Source organism: Streptomyces sp. M-16, assembly GCF_052114405.1.
Classification (GTDB): domain Bacteria; phylum Actinomycetota; class Actinomycetes; order Streptomycetales; family Streptomycetaceae; genus Streptomyces.
Genome location: NZ_JBFRER010000043.1, coordinates 1 through 16,863 on the forward strand (window position 1 = coordinate 1; position 16,863 = coordinate 16,863).

Here is a 16,863-nt window from a genome sequence, read left to right on the forward strand (position 1 = left end):
GCCGGGAGCGGCCGCGGGCGCGGCCGCCCCGGCCGCCGCCGGCGGGCGGCCGCCCCGGTCAGGACGGCGAGCAACGGTACGCACCACACCCACAGGTGCGGCCGGTCCAGCAGCAGGGCCCGCCCGGCCGCCGACAGGTGGCGGGCCCAGAAGTCGGCGGAGGCCTGCGGGAGGACCAGCAGGCCGAGCAGCGCGGTCCCGGCGAAGCCGGCCAGCGCGGTCAGCCCGGCCCGGACGCGGCCGGTGAGCAGCAGGTACGGGATGAAGACCGCCGGGGTCAGGGTGATCCCGGCGGCGGTGCCCAGCGCGAAGCCCTTGCCGAGCGCGGCGCGCGGCCGGCCCAGGTCCCAGACGGCGAGGCAGGCGAGCGCCAGGTTGATCTGGCCGGGCAGCGGGCTCTGGAACAGCGGCTCCAGCCACAGACCGGCGATGGTGGCGGCGAGGACGGCGCCCGGCCGGGCCCGCAGGCCGGCGAGGCGGCAGGAGAGCAGGACCAGCAGGGCGAGAAGGCAGCCGTTCCCGAGGACGAGGACGGCCTTGAGCACCCCGGCGGGCAGCCAGGCGGCGGGCGTGAACAGGATCGTCGCGAACGGCGGATAAGCGGCGGGCGGACGCCATTCGGCCCCGGAGAAGCCGTACAGCAGGGCGTCGGCGGTCGGGATGCGCAGGACCACGCACAGCACGCCCAGCGCGAGCAGCGAGCCCGTGACCAGCACACCGACCAGGGGCGACGGCGAGCGGGCGGAATCGGAGCTGCGGGTCACGCGCGTGACCCTAGTGGATCAGCGCGGAGGTGCCGCCGGTATCAGGCCATCGCGGGCCGACCGGTCAGCGGCGTATGACGCCGGCGTCCTCGGAGTACTCGCCCAGGACGACGACGCTCACGGCGGTCGTGGCGAAGACCTTCGCGGCGCGCAGCACGTCGCCGAACAGGTGACGGTGCCGGGATTCGGAGGTGGCGGTCGCGCCGCTCGGGCGGCCGCCCTGAAGTGGGGTGAAGGTTGCGGTGCTCATGTATCCATGGTGCGCCTGTGCCGCCCGCTCCACATCGCCCTGCGGGCGGAACCGCACGGGCCCCGGCGTCCTCCTCACGGCCCATGCCGCCCTCTAGTGGCACCCCCGAGGTCTGACACTCCCCCGTATGACACCCGTACGGAGGTCCTGCCCCCACGGGACCTCGGACCCGGTAATCCGTTCGCGCCGGCCTGCCGCGCTGACTACAATCGCCGCTCTTGCCGCCTCCCGCCGCCGTACCGGGGAGAGCCACCCGCCGGACGGCAACCGGCGGGCTTCTGTTGCCGCACAGCTGGAGGCAGTCCCGTGCCCGCGCACGCCCCTGAAACCACCCCCGACGCCACGGCCGACCCGCTCGGCCGGGAACGCGGCCACCTGAGCGCCTCGCGCGCCGCCCTGCGCGCCATGCGCGAGGACGTGGAGGCCCTCGACATCCGCGACGTCACCGCGAACTGGGTCAACGCCATCGTCCTCCAGGCGCAGATCGACGACCGCATCAAGGCCCTCGCCGACCTCACCCACACCCCGCTCTTCTTCGGCCGCCTCGACTACCTGCACGCCCCGGGCGCGGACCTGGCCGAGGGCGCGGAGGGCGAACAGTTCTACATCGGCCGCCGCCACGTCCACGACGCCGACGGCGACCCGATGGTCATCGACTGGCGCGCGCCCGTCTCGCAGCCCTTCTACCGCGCCTCGAAGAAGGACCCGCAGGACATCGCGCTGCGCCGCCGCTTCGGCTACACCGGCGGCGAGCTCACCGCGTACGAGGACGAGCACCTGTCCGACCCGGCCGAGGCGGCCGCCGTCAGCAAGCTCCTCCAGCAGGAGATCGAGCGCCCGCGCGTCGGCCCCATGCGCGACATCGTCGCGACGATCCAGCCCGAACAGGACGAGATCGTCCGCTCCGGCCTGTCCGGATCGGTCTGCGTCCAGGGCGGCCCGGGCACCGGAAAGACGGCCGTCGGCCTGCACCGCGTCGCCTACCTCCTCTACGCCCACCGCGAGCGGCTGGCCCGGACCGGCACCCTCGTCATCGGGCCGAACCGTTCCTTCCTGCACTACATCGAGCAGGTCCTGCCCGCCCTGGGCGAACTGGAGGTGAAGCAGGCCACCGTCGACGACCTCGTCGCCCGCGAGGGCCTGGAGGTACGCGGCACCGACACCGCCCAAACCGCCGTGGTCAAGGGCGACGCCCGGATGGCGACGGTCCTGCGCCGCGCGGTCCGCTCCCACGTCACCGAGCCGGCCGAACCCCTCATGGTGGTCCGCGGCTCGCGCCGCTGGCGCGTCCCGGCGTACGAACTCGCCGAGATCGTCTCCGAACTCCAGGACCGCGACATCCGCTACGGGGCGGCCCGCGACGCCCTCCCGCAGCGGATCGCCCACGCGGTCCTCGTCCGCATGGAACAGGCGGGCGAGGCCCCCGACGACCGGGTGCAGGACGCGGTGGCCCGCAACGCGGCGGTGAAGGCGGCCGTCAAGGCGGTCTGGCCGCTGGTGGAACCGGCGAAGCTGGTGCTGCGCCTCCTGTCGGACCCGGAGTTCCTGGCCGCACACGCCGACGGGATCCTCACCGAGGACGAACAGAAGCTCCTGCTGTGGCCGAAGCCGTTCCGCAGCGTGCGGTCGGCGAAGTGGTCGGCGGCGGACCTCGTCCTCATCGACGAGGCCTTTGACCTGGTGGAACGCACCCACTCCCTGGGCCACGTGGTCCTCGACGAGGCCCAGGACCTGTCCCCGATGCAGTACCGGGCCGTCGGACGCCGCTGCACGACCGGCTCCGCGACCGTCCTCGGCGACCTCGCCCAGGGCACCACCCCGTGGGCCACCCGCAGCTGGGACGAGGCCCTCACCCACCTCGGCAAGCCGGAAGCGGCGGTGGAGGAGCTCACGGCGGGCTTCCGCGTGCCGCGCGAGGTGATCGCGTACGCGTCACGGCTGCTGCCCTCCATCTCGCCGGGCCTGGCCCCGGTGTCCTCGGTCCGCGAGACCCCGGGGTCCCTGGTGGTCTCCGAGACGGCGGACCTGACCGCGGACGTCGTGACGGCCTGCCGGGACTCCCTCGCGCACGAGGGCTCCATCGGCCTGATCGCGGCGGACGCGCGGATCCCCGTACTGGCGGAAGCGCTGCTGGCGGCGGGGCTGCCGTACCTGTCTCCCGGCGAGGAGACGACGGCGCAGTCGCGGCTGACGCTGGTACCGGCCTCGCTGGCCAAGGGCCTGGAGTACGACTACGTCGTCCTCGACGAGCCCGCCGCCATCGTCTCCGGCGAACCGGACGAACGCACCGGCCTGCGGCGCCTCTACGTCTGCCTCACCCGCGCGGTCTCGGGCCTCACAGCCCTCCACACGGCCCCCCTCCCCCCACCCCTGACCCCCTGACCCCCAGCCCCCGGCGCCTCAACCGCCGACGAGGCCGGCTTTGCCGGGCCACGAAGCAGCCGGGGGCGGGGACGGGGTGGGGTGTTGGCCGGGACGTAAAACGTGATGTGTTGGCGCGAGGTACCCAGCCGCCAACGCAGCCCCGGACAGGGCGCCATAAATCATGCAGTCCCGGACGACACCCCACCCCGGCACCGACCCCGGCCACCCCGCAGCCCCCGGCCACGGCAACGGCGTCCCCGACCCCGCCCGGTCACGGCAAAGGCCCGGCCAGGGCAACGGCCACCCCCACCCCGCCCGGCCAGGGCAACGGCTAGCCCACCGCCTCCCGCCACCGCGCCACCGCCGCCGCCGAGACCGGATGGTCCCAGCCCGACGGCCGCGCCGCGCCACCGATGTGGAAGGCGTCGACGCCCGCCTCGCGCAGCACCGGCACGTGACCGAGGCCCAGCCCCCCACCGACCAGCATCCGCGCCCCGTACCCCGGCTCACCCGCCCGCGCGGCCTCCGCCAGCAGCACGGGCAGCCCCTCCGAGACCCCGGCCGCCGACCCCGCCGTCAGGTAGGTGTCGAGCCCCGGCAGGTCGGCGAGCGCCTTGCGCAGCTGGTCGCGGTCCGCGGCCCGGTCGATGGCCCGGTGGAAGGTCCAGCGGCAGCCGTCCAGCTCCGCCACGACCGCCTCGACCGCCGCCAGGTCCGCGCCGCCGTCCGGGTTCAGGAACCCGAGGACGAACTCCGTCGCCCCCTCCGCCCGCATCCCCCGCGCCGCCTCCACCAGCCGGGAGACATCGCCGGCCGCGAACCCGTCGGCCTTGCGGAGCATCACGCGCAGCGGGATGTCGACCGCCGAGCGGATCGCCGCGAAGGTCTCGCGCGACGGCGTGAGCCCGTCGGCGGCCATATCGGTGATCACTTCGAGTCGGTCCGCCCCACCGGCCTGCGCGGCGACCGCGTCCTGCGCGTCGAGGGCGATCACCTCCAGGAGCGCACGGTTGCTCATTCGATGCCGTCCTTTGTTCCGGTTGTCCGGATAGGGAAAATAGGTCTAGTCCAATATCCAGGGTACGGGCCCACCACCGCACTCCACCAGCGCTATCGCGCCACCCCCACAATGTGCGCATGAACGCAGCCACCCCGCACAGCGGTGCCACCGCCGACACCGCCGCCCTGCGCGCCCGCTGGCGGGCCACCGCCACCGCCGCCGGAGCCGCCCACGACCCCGGCCCCTACGCCGACCGCCTCCTCGCCGCCTGGGCGGAGCCGCACCGCCGGTACCACACCACCGCGCACCTGGCCCACGTACTGGACCGCGTCGACGTACTCGCCCCGCACGCCGCCGACCCCAGCGCCGTGGAGCTCGCCGCCTGGTTCCACGACGCCGTCTACCGCCCCGACCGCTCCGAGAACGAGGAACGCAGCGCCGCCCTCGCCGAGCGCGCCCTCGTGGAACTCGGCGTGGACCCAGCCCGCACCGCCGAGGTCGCCCGCCTGGTCCGGCTCACCGTCACCCACGACCCCGCCCCCGGCGACAGCGACGGCGAGGTCCTCTGCGACGCCGACCTCGCCGTCCTCGCCGGTGCACCGCAGGCCTACGCCGCGTACGCCGCCGCCGTCCGCGAGGAGTACGCGTTCGTCCCCGACGAGGCCTTCCGCACCGGCCGCGCCGCCGTCCTGCGCCAGCTGCTCGCCCTCCCCCGCCTCTTCCGCACCCCCCACGGCGCAGAGCACTGGGAGGCCCCGGCCCGCGACAACCTCACGGCGGAACTCCGGCAGCTCACCTGACCCGACCGGGCCCCCGGCGCCTCCTCCGACCTGACACACTCCGCCCCGCCGGGAATGCGCCCTCCGCCCCGCCGGTTCGTGAAGGACATGCCCGCAGCCCCCGTACGCCCCCGCATGCCCGTTGCCGTCTACATCCTCGGCCTGTCCGTCTTCGCACTCGGGACCAGCGAGTTCATGCTGTCCGGGCTGCTGCCGCCCATCGCCGAGGACATGGACGTCACGATCCCGCAGGCGGGCCTGCTGATCTCCGCCTTCGCGATCGGCATGGTCGTCGGGGCCCCGCTGCTGGCCGTCGCCACCCTCCGTCTGCCGCGCCGCACCACCCTCGTCGCCCTCATCAGCCTCTTCGGCCTCGGGCAGGTCGCGGGCGCGCTGGCCCCCACGTACGGGCTGCTCTTCGCCTCCCGCGTGGTCTCCGCCCTCGCCTGCGCCGGGTTCTGGGCCGTCGGCGCGGCCGTCGCCATCGCCATGGTGGACCGGGACCAGCGGGCACGCGCCATGTCCGTCATGATCGGCGGACTCTCCATCGCCAACGTCCTCGGCGTCCCGGCCGGCGCCTTCCTCGGCGAGCGGTTCGGCTGGCGGGCCGCGTTCTGGTCGGTCGGAGCGGCCTCCGCCCTCGCCCTCGCCGGCATCCTGGCCCTGATCCCGAAGATCCCGCTGCCCGCCGAGAAGCCCCGCCTCGGCCGCGAGCTGCGCATCTACCGCGACCGCCAGGTGTGGCTGTCCATCGGCATCACCGCGCTGGCCGCCGGCGGCGTCTTCTGCGCCTTCAGCTACCTGTCGCCCCTGCTCACGGACGTGGCCGGGCTGGACGCGGCGTGGGTGCCGTGGATCCTCGGCCTCTTCGGCGTCGGCGCGCTCGTGGGCACCACCATCGGCGGGCGGATCGCCGACGCGCACCTGTTCGGGGTGATGATCTGGGGCATCACCGCCTCCACGGTCTTCCTCGCGGCGCTCACGGTCCTGGCCCCCAGCGCGGCGGCCGCGATCGCCCTGTCCTTCCTGCTGGGCGTCTCGGCGTTCTTCACCGCCCCCGCCCTCAACGCCCGCATGTTCAACGTCGCGGGCGCCGCCCCGACCCTCGCCGGAGCCACCACCACCGCGGCGTTCAACCTCGGCAACACCGGGGGCCCCTGGCTCGGCGGCACCGTCATCGACGCCGGACACGGCTTCGCGAGCCCCGCCTGGGCGGGCGCCGCCATGACCCTCGCCGCGATCGCCCTCACCGTGATCGCCCTGCGCCTGGACCGCCGTACGCCGCCCACCGCCAGCACGGTGATCGCCTCGGGCACCGCCGCCCCGGCCCCCGCGCCCCAGCCGGCCGAGGCCTGACCCACCCCGGCCGCCAAGGCCCGCGGCCCGTACCGGCGCCGGGCCCGGGGCCCGGGGGACCGGCCTCAGGCCGGGCGGCTCTTCGGCCGCCGCAGCCCCGCATCCGTCAGCCGGCGCACCAGCTCCTTGCTGCCGATCTCCACCGCCCCCGCCCCGACCGCGTCCGCGTACCGGTGCGAGGGCACGTCGTAGTGGTCCCGCTCGAAGGCCCGGGGCGGGCACCCGATGCCCGCCGCGAAGGCGTGCAGCTCCTCGTACGAGACGTCGCTGACCAGGTGCGACCACATGCGGCCGTGCCCCGGCCAGACCGGCGGGTCGATGTACACCGTCACGGGCGGCTCACCGGCCCGGATGGAAGACGGGCCCGAGGCCGCCCACCGCCGCCACCCGCACGCCCGCCTCGGAGCACACCCAGTGCGGATCAGGCCCCAGCTCCGGCTCCACGTCCAGCGCGTGCGGCTCCCCGTGCGCGCACACGGGGCACAGCGGCCAGCGTCCGTACTTCTCCAGCAGCGCGTCCTTCACGTCCTGCGCGACGAGTCCGGCAAGGTAGTCGACCCCCTCGGGCCACTGCTCCACCCACCACCGGCGGTGCGTGACCGAGTCCTCGACGAGGGAGACGACGTCGGCATCGGCGACCTCGCCGGCGGCGATGTCGGCGAGAACAAGTGCACGGGCGACATGCAGCGCCTGTTCCAGGGGGGTCGCGTGGTCCATGCGCCCATTGTGGACCCGTACCGGGCCGGTGGCTAAGGCCCTTTCGCCGGGGGTCCGAAGTCCCGGCGCGCCGGGACCCCGTGCACCTTGACGCCCCCAGTCCGCGAAAATAGCTTTCAAGGGTGAGCCAGAGCGCGAAAGAAACCTTCGCCACCGCACCGGCACCCTCACCGGCCACCGATCCGGCCGGTCCGGCCCCCGACGCGGCCCCCGCGCCCACCCCCTCCGCCCTGCGGGCCCGGATCCGCGGGCTCGGAGCGTCCATGACACGGTCCGTGCGGGTCGTCGCCGAAGCCGTCGCCGCCGATCCCGCCGGGTGCTCCCGGCTCACCGTCACCGCCCTCGCCGAACGCACCGGCACCAGCGAGGCCACCGTCGTCCGCACCGCCCGCCTCCTCGGCTACCCCGGCTACCGCGACCTGCGCCTGGCCCTGGCCGCGCTCGCGGGCCGGCAGGAGTCCGACGCGGCCCCCGCCGTCACCGCCGGCATAGCCGTCGACGACCCCCTCTGCGACGTCGTCGCCAAGCTGGCCCACGAAGAGGCGCAGACCCTCGCCGACACCGCCGCCGCACTCGACCTGGCCCAGCTGTCCGCCGCCGTCGACGCCCTCGCGACCGCCCGTCGCATCGACGTCTACGGCGTCGGCGCCTCCGCCCTCGTCGGCCAGGACCTCGCACAGAAGCTGCTGCGCATCGGCCTGATCGCACACGCCCACCACGACCCCCACCTCGCCGTCACCAACTCCGTCCAGCTCCGGCCCGGGGACGTGGCCGTCGCCGTCACCCACTCCGGCGGCACGGGCGACGTCATCGACCCGCTGCGCCACGCCTTCGAACGGGGCGCGACCACCATCGCCGTCACCGGCAGCCCCTCCTCGCCCGTCACCCACTACGCCGACCTCGTCCTGGCCACCTCGGCCGCCCGCGAGAGCCGGCTGCGCCCGGCCGCCATGTCGAGCCGGACCAGCCAGCTCCTCGTCGTCGACTGCCTGTTCGTCGGCGTCGCGCAGCGGACCTACGAGACGGCCGCGCCCGCGCTCGCCGCGTCCTACGAGGCCCTCGCCCCCCGCCACCGCGCCACCGCGCCCCGCACCGCCCGCCAGGAGTCCCGCCCATGACCGCGTACGCCGCCCTCCGCGCCCAGCTCGACACCCTGACCACCGAGGCCTTCCGCCCCGAACTCGCGGACATCGACCGGCTCCCCACCCTGGAGATCGCCCGCGTCATGAACGCCGAGGACGCCACCGTCCCGGCCGCCGTGGCCGGCCGGCTGCCCCAGATCGCCGCCGCCGTCGACGGGATCGCCGCGCGGATGGCCCGTGGCGGGCGCCTCGTCTACGCGGGCGCGGGCACCGCCGGCCGCCTCGGGGTCCTGGACGCCAGCGAGTGCCCGCCCACCTTCAACACCGATCCGGAGCAGGTCGTCGGCCTGATCGCGGGCGGCCCCACCGCGATGGTCAAGGCCGTCGAGGGCGCCGAGGACTCCGCGGAGCTGGCCGCCGCGGACCTCACCGCCCTCGGCCTGACCACCGACGACAGCGTCATCGGCATCTCCGCCTCCGGCCGCACCCCGTACGCGATCGGCGCCGTCGAGTTCGCCCGCTCCCGCGGCGCGCTCACCGTCGGGCTGTCGTGCAACGCCGGCTCCGCCCTCGCCGCGGCCGCCGAGCACGGGATCGAGGTCGTGGTCGGCCCGGAGCTGCTCACCGGATCCACCCGGCTGAAGGCGGGCACCGCGCAGAAGCTCGTCCTGAACCTGATCTCGACCGTCACGATGATCCGCCTCGGCAAGACGTACGGGAACCTCATGGTCGACGTGCGCGCCTCCAACGAGAAGCTGCGCGCCCGCTCCCGCCGCATCGTCACCCTGGCCACCGGCGCGCCCGACGCGGAGATCGAGGCCGCCCTCACCGCCACGGACGGCGAGGTCAAGAACGCCATCCTGGTGATCCTCGGCGGCGTCGACGGCCCGACCGCCGCCGCCCTCCTCGCCGCCTCCGGCGGCCACCTGCGCGCCGCACTCGCCGAGGCCCGCTGAACCCCGCCCGTACCGCTGAACCCCACCCGTACCGCTGCCTCACCCGTACCGATGGACCCCGCCCGCTCCCCCGACGCAAGGCGAACCACCACCATGTCCACTGACAAGAACCGCGCCACAGCCGCCGCGATCCTTCCTCTGGTCGGCGGCCCGGACAACATCACCTCCATCGCCCACTGCATGACCCGCCTGCGCATCGCACTGCGCGACCGTTCGCTCGTCCGGCACGAGGAACTCAAGGCCCTCCCGGCGGTCCTGGGCGTGGTCGAGGACGACACGTACCAGATCGTGCTGGGCCCCGGGACCGTCGCCCGCGTCACCCCCGAGTTCGAGGCCCTGGTGGCCGAGGCCCGCACGCAGGCCGCCCCGGCGCCCGCCCCCGGAACCGCCCCCGCACCCGCCCCGGCACCCGCCGCGGCGCCGCACCCCGCCGTCACCTCGGCCGAACTGGCCGACCGTGGAGCGGCGCTGAAGGACGCCCAGAAGGCCCGCAACGCCACCCCGTTCAAACTGTTCCTGCGCCGCGTCGCGAACATCTTCGTCCCGCTGATCCCCGCCCTCATCGGCTGCGGGATCATCGCGGGCCTGAACGGCATGCTCACCAACCTCGGCTGGCTCCCGGCGCTCGTCCCCGCCCTCGCCGCGATCTCCTCCGGCTTCATGTCCCTGATCGCGGTGTTCGTCGGCCACAACACCGCCAAGGAGTTCGGCGGCACCCCGGTCCTCGGCGGCGCGGCCGCCGCGATCATCGTCTTCCCCGGCGTCGCGAAGATCGACGCCTTCGGCCAGCACCTCTCCCCCGGCCAGGGCGGCGTCCTCGGCGCGCTCGCGGCGGCGCTGCTCGCCGTCCAGGTGGAGAAGTGGTGCCGCACGTGGGTGCCCGAGACCCTGGACGTACTGGTCACCCCCACCCTCACCGTGCTGGTCTCCGGCCTGGTCACCCTCTTCGGCCTGATGTTCCTCGCCGGCGCGGTCTCCACCGCCATCGGTACCTTCGCCACCTGGCTGCTGGCCACCGGCGGCGCCTTCGCCGGGCTCGTACTGGGCGGGCTCTTCCTCCCCCTGGTGATGCTGGGCCTGCACCAGGCCCTGATCCCCATCCACACCACCCTCATCGAGCAGACCGGCTACACGGTGCTCCTGCCCATCCTGGCCATGGCGGGCGCGGGCCAGGTCGGCGCGGCCATCGCCGTCTACTGCCGGCTCCCGCGCAACCGTTCGCTGCGCACCACCATCAAGTCCGCGCTCCCGGCCGGTTTCCTGGGCGTCGGCGAGCCCCTGATCTACGGGGTCTCCCTGCCACTGGGCCGCCCCTTCGTCACCGCCTGCGCGGGCGGCGCGGCGGGCGGGGCCTTCGTGGGCCTCTTCAACCAGCTCGGCATCGGCTTCGGCTCCACCGCGATCGGCCCCTCGGGCTGGGCCCTCTTCCCGCTGCTGGCCGGCAAGGCGGGCATGGGGGCCACCGTCGCCGTCTACGCGGGCGGCCTCGCCGTCGGCTACCTGGTCGGCTTCGCCGCGACCTACTTCTTCGGCTTCACCCGGCAGATGCTGGCCGAGCTCGACACCGACCCGGACCCGGCGGCGGACAGCCCGGCCGCCGGTCCGCGGAAGCAGCCGGTGCCGGCGTAGGGACGGACCGCGGGGCGGCGGCGGTGCCCCGGCGCCCTCGCCGCTGCGGTTGGCGCTGAAGTCGTCGTCCAGAGGCGATCATTCGCCCCTGTCGCCCCGGTCCGCACCCCCGGGCACGGACCTGGAGAATCCACCCGTACGGGCGACCGGGCACCCGATGTGCCGAGGTCACGGGTTCGGGCCCGCGCCGGCTCCGCTCCCCCGGGGCCCCAAGGCCCGCGCCCCGCGCCGCTTTCAGGCCCGGTACACCCGCAGCTGCGAGACCTCGTAGGACATCCGCGTCAGCTCCGGGCCGGGCGCCGGGTGGTACCGCCCGGCCGACACCGACAGGTTCACGATGAGGTACGCGCGCCAGCTGCGCCCCACGCCCCGGCGGTCGGAGAAGACGCGCGCGCCGTTGACCCACCAGACGACCGAGGTCCTGCCGAACTCGACCACCAGGTCGACCCAGGCTCCGGGCCGGACGGCGGGGTCGCGGTAGTAGCGGTGTGCCTCGCGGACGTGGTTGGAGAGTTCGAGCAGGTCGGGGTTGTCGGGGTGGTACTCGAAGACGTCGATCTCCTGGCCGCCGTCGCGCCAGGTCCAGATCGCGGGCCAGGCTCCCGTCTCGGCGGGCAGCCGTACGCGCGCCTCCAGCACGTCGCCGGTGCGGACCATGAACCCCTCGTCACTGCCCTCGGTGGTGAGCAGTCCGGTGTCCCAGTTCCCGTCGGGGCGCAGGGTCGCGAGGAAGGTCCCGCCGCGGCTGTAGGCGGGGTCGGCGACGAGGTGGTCGAGCTTGTTGTCGCCCGGGTTGACCGGGCCGCCGTCTGGATAGGCCCAGGAGCGGCCGGCCACCCACTGGGTGGTCGAGGTGAAGTCGGCGGTGAAGGCGGGGGTACGGCGCGGGGCGAGCCCGGGCAGCCCTCCGCCTCCACCTCCGGGAGCGAGGCGGCGCGTCAGGCGCCGCAGCCATCCGAACGTTTCCGGTTCCATACGGGCGTTGTGCCCGCCCGACGGCGGCTCACGCGGCCGTTCTCACTCAGAGTAATCATATGATTGCGCTGCGGAAAGGAAGGCCCTGATCAGGTCCGGGGACTTCACCCCGCGCTCGCTCTCGACCCCGCTGGAGACGTCCACACCCCAGGCCCGGGTCGCCGCGACGGCCTCCCGGACATTGCCCGGATTCAGCCCGCCGGCCAGCAGCCAACGGCCCTCGGGGGCGACGAAATCCGCAGAACCCCAGTTCCAGGGCTTGCCGGAACCCGGGTCGGGCGCGTCGATCAGCAGCAGGTCCTCCCCGTACTCGCCGCAGCGCTCCACCCGCGCGGCGGTGGCGCGCAGCAGGGTGCGGCCCGGCGCGCGCAGGGCCTCGTAGTGCGCCGGCGGCTCGTCCCCGTGCAGTTGCACGCCGCGTACGCCGCTCTCCTCGGTGAACCGGCGCACCTCCTCGACGGACTGCCCCCGGAACACCCCGACGGTGAGCACCCCGGCGGGCACCCGCGCGGCCAGCTCGCGCGCCGCAGCGGCCCCGATGGTCCGGGGGCTGCCGGGCGCGAACACGAACCCGACGGCATCGGCCCCGGCCTCCACGGCCACGTCGACGTCGCGGGCCGTCTTGAGCCCGCAGATCTTCACGAAGAGATCGCTCATACCCCCAGTCAACCAAAGCCCCCCGATCGGCGGCGCCCCGTCTCGGCACCCGGGCGCGACCGGCCGCGCCCCACCCTTCGCGATCGACACCAGCGGCTTCCGGGCCACCCGGAAACGCCCGAGGGCGGCACCCCCCGCAGGGGGTGCCGCCCTCGTTCGAGAACAGCCGATCAGCCAGGGGCCGATCAGAAGTCCATGTCACCGCCCGGCATGCCGCCGCCCGCGGGGGCACCGGCCTTCTCGGGCTTGTCGGCGATGACGGCCTCGGTCGTCAGGAACAGCGCGGCGATCGACGCGGCGTTCTGCAGCGCGGAGCGCGTGACCTTCGCCGGGTCGATGATGCCCTCGGCGATCATGTCGACGTACTCGCCGGTGGCGGCGTTCAGACCGTGGCCGACGGCCAGGTTGCGCACCTTCTCCACGACGACGCCGCCCTCAAGACCACCGTTGACGGCGATCTGCTTCAGCGGGGCCTCCAGCGCGAGCTTCACGGCGTTGGCGCCGGTCGCCTCGTCACCGGTGAGCTCCAGCTTCTCGAAGACCGAGGAGGCCTGCAGCAGGGCCACGCCACCGCCGGCGACGATGCCCTCCTCGACGGCCGCCTTCGCGTTGCGAACGGCGTCCTCGATGCGGTGCTTGCGCTCCTTGAGCTCGACCTCGGTCGCGGCACCGGCCTTGATGACGGCCACGCCGCCGGCCAGCTTCGCGAGGCGCTCCTGGAGCTTCTCGCGGTCGTAGTCCGAGTCGGAGTTGTCGATCTCGGCGCGGATCTGGTTGACGCGGCCCTGGACCTGGTCGCTGTCACCGGCACCGTCGACGATGGTGGTCTCGTCCTTGGTGATGACGACCTTGCGGGCGCGGCCGAGCAGGTCGAGACCGGCGTTCTCCAGCTTGAGGCCGACCTCCTCGGAGATGACCGTGCCGCCCGTGAGGATGGCGATGTCACCGAGCATGGCCTTGCGGCGGTCGCCGAAGCCCGGGGCCTTGACGGCGACGGACTTGAAGGTGCCGCGGATCTTGTTGACGACCAGGGTCGACAGGGCCTCGCCCTCGACGTCCTCGGCGATGATCAGCAGCGGCTTGCCGGACTGCATGACCTTCTCCAGGAGCGGCAGCAGGTCCTTGACCGAGCCGATCTTGGAGTTGACGATCAGGATGTACGGGTCGTCCAGGGACGCCTCCATACGCTCCATGTCGGTCGCGAAGTAGGCCGAGATGTAGCCCTTGTCGAAGCGCATGCCCTCGGTGAGCTCAAGCTCCAGACCGAAGGTCTGCGACTCCTCGACGGTGATGACGCCTTCCTTGCCGACCTTGTCCATGGCCTCGGCGATGAGCTCGCCGATCTGGGTGTCGGCGGCGGAGATGGAGGCCGTGGAAGCGATCTGCTCCTTGGTCTCGACGTCCTTGGCCTGGGCGAGCAGGGCGGCGGAGACGGCCTCGACGGCCTTCTCGATACCACGCTTGAGGGCCATCGGGTTGGCACCCGCGGCCACGTTGCGCAGACCCTCGCGGACGAGGGCCTGGGCGAGGACGGTGGCGGTGGTCGTACCGTCGCCGGCGACGTCGTCCGTCTTCTTGGCGACTTCCTTGACCAGCTCGGCGCCGATCTTCTCGTACGGGTCCTCGAGCTCGATCTCCTTGGCGATGGAGACACCATCGTTGGTGATCGTGGGGGCGCCCCACTTCTTCTCAAGGACGACGTTGCGACCCTTGGGGCCAAGGGTGACCTTGACGGCGTCGGCGAGCTGGTTCATGCCACGCTCGAGACCGCGCCGGGCCTCCTCGTTGAACGCAATGATCTTGGCCATCTGAAGTGGTCCTCCCGGACAGGGGTGGATTGCTCCGGACCGCGCCCGCGCCCGCGACGGACGGCCTGCGGAGCCGGCGGTTCCTTCCCGCCGGACCCGTCGGGCCTCACCGACCCGGTCCTCGTCTTAGTAGCACTCTCACCTGGAGAGTGCTAACGCCAATGATTAGCACTCGACCCCCGCGAGTGCAAGCGGCTTCGGGCAATGCCGGGCGGCTTCCGGCCTCTCCGGCGGGGCGACGCACGAGGGGCCCGCATCCCGTGACCGGGATGCGGGCCCCTCGTACGTCTGTTGCGTCGGTGGTCGATCGCGCTCGGTCTCAGCCGGCAGCAGCGAGCTTGACCATGTCCGCCTGCGGACCCTTCTGGCCCTGCGAGATCTCGAACTCGACCCGCTGACCCTCTTCAAGGGTGCGGTACCCGTCCATCTGGATGGCGCTGTAGTGGACGAACACATCCGCACCACCGTCGACCGCGATGAAGCCGTAGCCCTTCTCCGCGTTGAACCACTTGACGGTGCCCTGAGCCATGCCTAACTCCCCTATTACTGGCCCTTGCGCGGTACCGCACTTCGCGGTCCCGGGTCAGAACTTGCGCCGGAACGCCTCGACCGGGGCTGAATGTATCCGCACCGCTGCTGTCTGCAACAGGTCAATCCGACGAGAATTCTGGACACGCGGAAACATAGAAATAGAGTGAAAATTTGGCATATGGCAGGGCAACTCGGGCCAGACAATCTTCGCCAAAGCCCCAAAGGGCGCACGCATGTTGACTCAATGTCAACCCTCACGGGGCCCGCTCATATGCGGCGGGCAAGAGCACCGGAGGGGACTTCCCCAACTCTACCGCGCCCAATCAAGCAGAATTGCCCCCTCCGCTTATTAGCGGAGGGGGCAATTCTACTTTTCGGGGTCTCAGCCGCCCGCGACGGCAGGAATGATCGAGACGCCGGCGCCGTCCGGCGTCGCCGCCTGCAGGCCGCCCTCGAAGCGCACGTCGTCGTCGTTGACGTAGACGTTCACGAAGCGGCGCAGCTTGCCCTGGTCGTCCAGGACGCGCGCGGCGATGCCCGGGTGGCTCTTCTCCAGGGACTCGATGACCTCGGCCAGGGTCGAGCCCTCGGCCGGGACCTCGGCGACGCCGCCGGTGTAGGTGCGCAGGATGGTGGGGATGCGGACGTTGACGCTCATGGCGCTACCGCCTTTCCGGGAGTCGTGGGAAGGGTCAGGCCAGGCCGGCGGCGCGGAACGCGTCYAGGCTCGGGCGGATGGTGGCGGTCTGACCGCTGTCCGCGGCCACCGCCTCCAGGGTCTTGAGGCCGTCACCGGTGTTCAGGATCACGGTGGTCAGCGCCGGGTCGAGCTGCCCGTTCTCGATGAGCTTCTTCGTCACACCGACGGTCACGCCGCCCGCGGTCTCGGCGAAGATGCCCTCGGTCTGCGCCAGGATCTTGATCGCCTCGACGACCTGGGTGTCGTTGACGTCCTCGACGTAGCCACCGGTGCGGCGGGCGATGTCCAGGACGTACGGGCCGTCCGCCGGGTTGCCGATGGCCAGCGACTTGGCGATGGTGTCCGGCTTCTGCGGGCGGACCACGTCGTGGCCGGCCTTGAAGGCGGTGGAGACCGGGGAGCAGCCCTCGGCCTGGGCGCCGAAGATCTTGTACGGCTTGTCCTCGACCAGGCCGAGCTTGATCAGCTCCTGCAGACCCTTGTCGATCTTCGTCAGCTGGGAACCGGACGCGATCGGGATGACGATCTGGTCGGGCAGCTGCCAGCCGAGCTGCTCGCAGATCTCGTACGCCAGGGTCTTGGAGCCCTCGCCGTAGTACGGGCGGAGGTTGACGTTGACGAAGCCCCAGCCCTCGCCCAGCGGGTCGCCGATGAGCTCGGAGCAGAAGCGGTTGACGTCGTCGTAGTTGCCCTCGATGCCGACGAGGTCGCCACCGTAGACACCGGCCATGACGACCTTGCCCTGCTCCAGGTCGTGCGGGATGAACACGCAGGAGCGGAAGCCGGCGCGGGCGGCCGCGGCGCCGACGGCGCCGGCCAGGTTGCCGGTGGAGGAGCAGGACAGGGTGGTGAAGCCGAAGGCGCGGGCCGCCTCGACGGCGATGGCCACGACGCGGTCCTTGAAGGAGTGCGTCGGGTTGCCGGAGTCGTCCTTGACGTACAGCTTGCCGGTGACGCCCAGCTCCTTGGCCAGGTTCCGGGCGTCCACGAGCTTGGTGAAGCCGGGGTTCAGGCTGGGCTTGGAGGCCACGTCGGCGGGGACGGGCAGCAGCGGGGCGTAGCGCCAGATGTTGTTCGGGCCGGCCTCGATCGCGGCGCGCAGCGCCTCGGGGTCGCCGAGCGGCAGGTCGTAGGCGACTTCCAGCGGGCCGAAGCACTCGACGCACGCGAAGATCGGGCCGAGCTCGAAGCGGGTGCCGCACTCGCGACAGGAAAGGCCGGTGGCGGGTCCGAGATCGACGGAACCGAGGTCGGTAGAGGTGGCGACAGTCTGTGCAGCCATGACGGCGAGGCCC

At 73.0% G+C, this 16,863-nt stretch carries 17 protein-coding genes; 6 read left to right on the forward strand and 11 right to left on the reverse strand.

Annotated features, from left to right (window positions below; translation table 11 throughout):
• Together AB4039_RS20500 and AB4039_RS20505 are read right to left on the reverse strand one after the other, a co-directional pair.
• A partial coding sequence (locus AB4039_RS20500; protein ID WP_442271437.1) for a glycosyltransferase 87 family protein occupies positions 1–764 on the reverse strand: 764 nt, incomplete at its 3' end.
• A 64-nt stretch (positions 765–828) separates the two neighbouring features.
• Positions 829–1,014: a hypothetical protein gene (locus AB4039_RS20505; RefSeq protein ID WP_266840749.1), complete on the reverse strand. Its 186-nt coding sequence runs from the start codon at positions 1,012–1,014 to the stop codon at positions 829–831.
• 306 nt (positions 1,015–1,320) lie between these two features.
• On the opposite strand from AB4039_RS20505, the gene AB4039_RS20510 reads away from it, so the two are divergent.
• On the forward strand, positions 1,321–3,396 hold the full coding sequence (locus tag AB4039_RS20510; RefSeq protein WP_442271438.1) for a HelD family protein: 2,076 nt from the start codon (positions 1,321–1,323) through the stop codon (positions 3,394–3,396).
• 313 nt (positions 3,397–3,709) lie between these two features.
• Here AB4039_RS20510 and AB4039_RS20515 read toward each other — a convergent pair whose 3' ends face one another.
• Positions 3,710–4,396, reverse strand: a complete 687-nt coding sequence (locus AB4039_RS20515) for a copper homeostasis protein CutC (RefSeq protein ID WP_266840745.1) — start codon at positions 4,394–4,396, stop codon at positions 3,710–3,712.
• Between the two features lie 119 nt (positions 4,397–4,515).
• Between AB4039_RS20515 and AB4039_RS20520 the strand changes: the two genes are divergently transcribed.
• Entirely contained in the window at positions 4,516–5,178 is a 663-nt protein-coding gene (locus AB4039_RS20520; RefSeq protein WP_266840743.1) for a hypothetical protein, read from the forward strand.
• Positions 5,179–5,292: 114 nt separating this feature from the next.
• The gene (locus tag AB4039_RS20525) at positions 5,293–6,513 is read left to right on the forward strand and encodes a Cmx/CmrA family chloramphenicol efflux MFS transporter (RefSeq protein WP_266841794.1); all 1,221 of its coding nucleotides are present in this window, start codon (positions 5,293–5,295) and stop codon (positions 6,511–6,513) included.
• 65 nt (positions 6,514–6,578) lie between these two features.
• Here the strand turns inward: AB4039_RS20525 and AB4039_RS20530 are convergent, their stop codons facing one another.
• Both AB4039_RS20530 and AB4039_RS20535 read right to left on the reverse strand, forming a co-directional pair.
• Positions 6,579–6,845, reverse strand: coding sequence for a DUF4031 domain-containing protein (locus tag AB4039_RS20530; protein WP_266840741.1), 267 nt, complete (start codon positions 6,843–6,845; stop codon positions 6,579–6,581).
• 7 nt (positions 6,846–6,852) lie between these two features.
• Positions 6,853–7,230, reverse strand: a complete 378-nt coding sequence (locus AB4039_RS20535) for a hypothetical protein (RefSeq protein WP_266840739.1) — start codon at positions 7,228–7,230, stop codon at positions 6,853–6,855.
• Positions 7,231–7,460: 230 nt separating this feature from the next.
• On the opposite strand from AB4039_RS20535, the gene AB4039_RS20540 reads away from it, so the two are divergent.
• The 3 genes from AB4039_RS20540 to AB4039_RS20550 all read left to right on the forward strand — a co-directional run bounded on the left by AB4039_RS20540 (position 7,461) and on the right by AB4039_RS20550 (position 10,897).
• Positions 7,461–8,348 carry a MurR/RpiR family transcriptional regulator gene (locus AB4039_RS20540; protein ID WP_266841792.1) on the forward strand — a complete coding sequence of 296 codons (888 nt, stop codon included), beginning with the start codon at positions 7,461–7,463 and terminating at the stop codon, positions 8,346–8,348.
• Positions 8,345–9,268: an N-acetylmuramic acid 6-phosphate etherase gene (murQ, locus tag AB4039_RS20545; RefSeq protein ID WP_266840738.1), complete on the forward strand. Its 924-nt coding sequence runs from the start codon at positions 8,345–8,347 to the stop codon at positions 9,266–9,268. Before AB4039_RS20540 ends, murQ begins: the two co-directional genes overlap by 4 nt.
• 93 nt (positions 9,269–9,361) lie before the next feature.
• Entirely contained in the window at positions 9,362–10,897 is a 1,536-nt protein-coding gene (locus tag AB4039_RS20550) for a PTS transporter subunit EIIC (RefSeq protein ID WP_442271439.1), read from the forward strand.
• Positions 10,898–11,131: 234 nt separating this feature from the next.
• Here the strand turns inward: AB4039_RS20550 and AB4039_RS20555 are convergent, their stop codons facing one another.
• The 6 genes from AB4039_RS20555 to thrC form a co-directional block, all read right to left on the reverse strand.
• Positions 11,132–11,872, reverse strand: a complete 741-nt coding sequence (locus AB4039_RS20555; RefSeq protein ID WP_442271440.1) for a beta-glucanase — start codon at positions 11,870–11,872, stop codon at positions 11,132–11,134.
• A gap of 42 nt (positions 11,873–11,914) precedes the next feature.
• Entirely contained in the window at positions 11,915–12,529 is a 615-nt protein-coding gene (locus AB4039_RS20560; protein WP_442271441.1) for a phosphoribosylanthranilate isomerase, read from the reverse strand.
• A gap of 185 nt (positions 12,530–12,714) precedes the next feature.
• Positions 12,715–14,337 carry a chaperonin GroEL gene (groL, locus tag AB4039_RS20565; protein ID WP_266840732.1) on the reverse strand — a complete coding sequence of 541 codons (1,623 nt, stop codon included), beginning with the start codon at positions 14,335–14,337 and terminating at the stop codon, positions 12,715–12,717.
• 319 nt (positions 14,338–14,656) lie between these two features.
• A complete protein-coding gene (locus tag AB4039_RS20570) occupies positions 14,657–14,866 on the reverse strand; it encodes a cold-shock protein (RefSeq protein WP_030232479.1) in 210 nt (69 codons plus the stop codon).
• A gap of 384 nt (positions 14,867–15,250) precedes the next feature.
• The gene (locus tag AB4039_RS20575; protein ID WP_266840729.1) at positions 15,251–15,526 is read right to left on the reverse strand and encodes a MoaD/ThiS family protein; all 276 of its coding nucleotides are present in this window, start codon (positions 15,524–15,526) and stop codon (positions 15,251–15,253) included.
• 34 nt (positions 15,527–15,560) lie between these two features.
• A complete protein-coding gene (gene thrC, locus AB4039_RS20580) occupies positions 15,561–16,850 on the reverse strand; it encodes a threonine synthase (RefSeq protein WP_442271442.1) in 1,290 nt (429 codons plus the stop codon).
• Between the last annotated feature and the right edge of the window lie 13 nt (positions 16,851–16,863).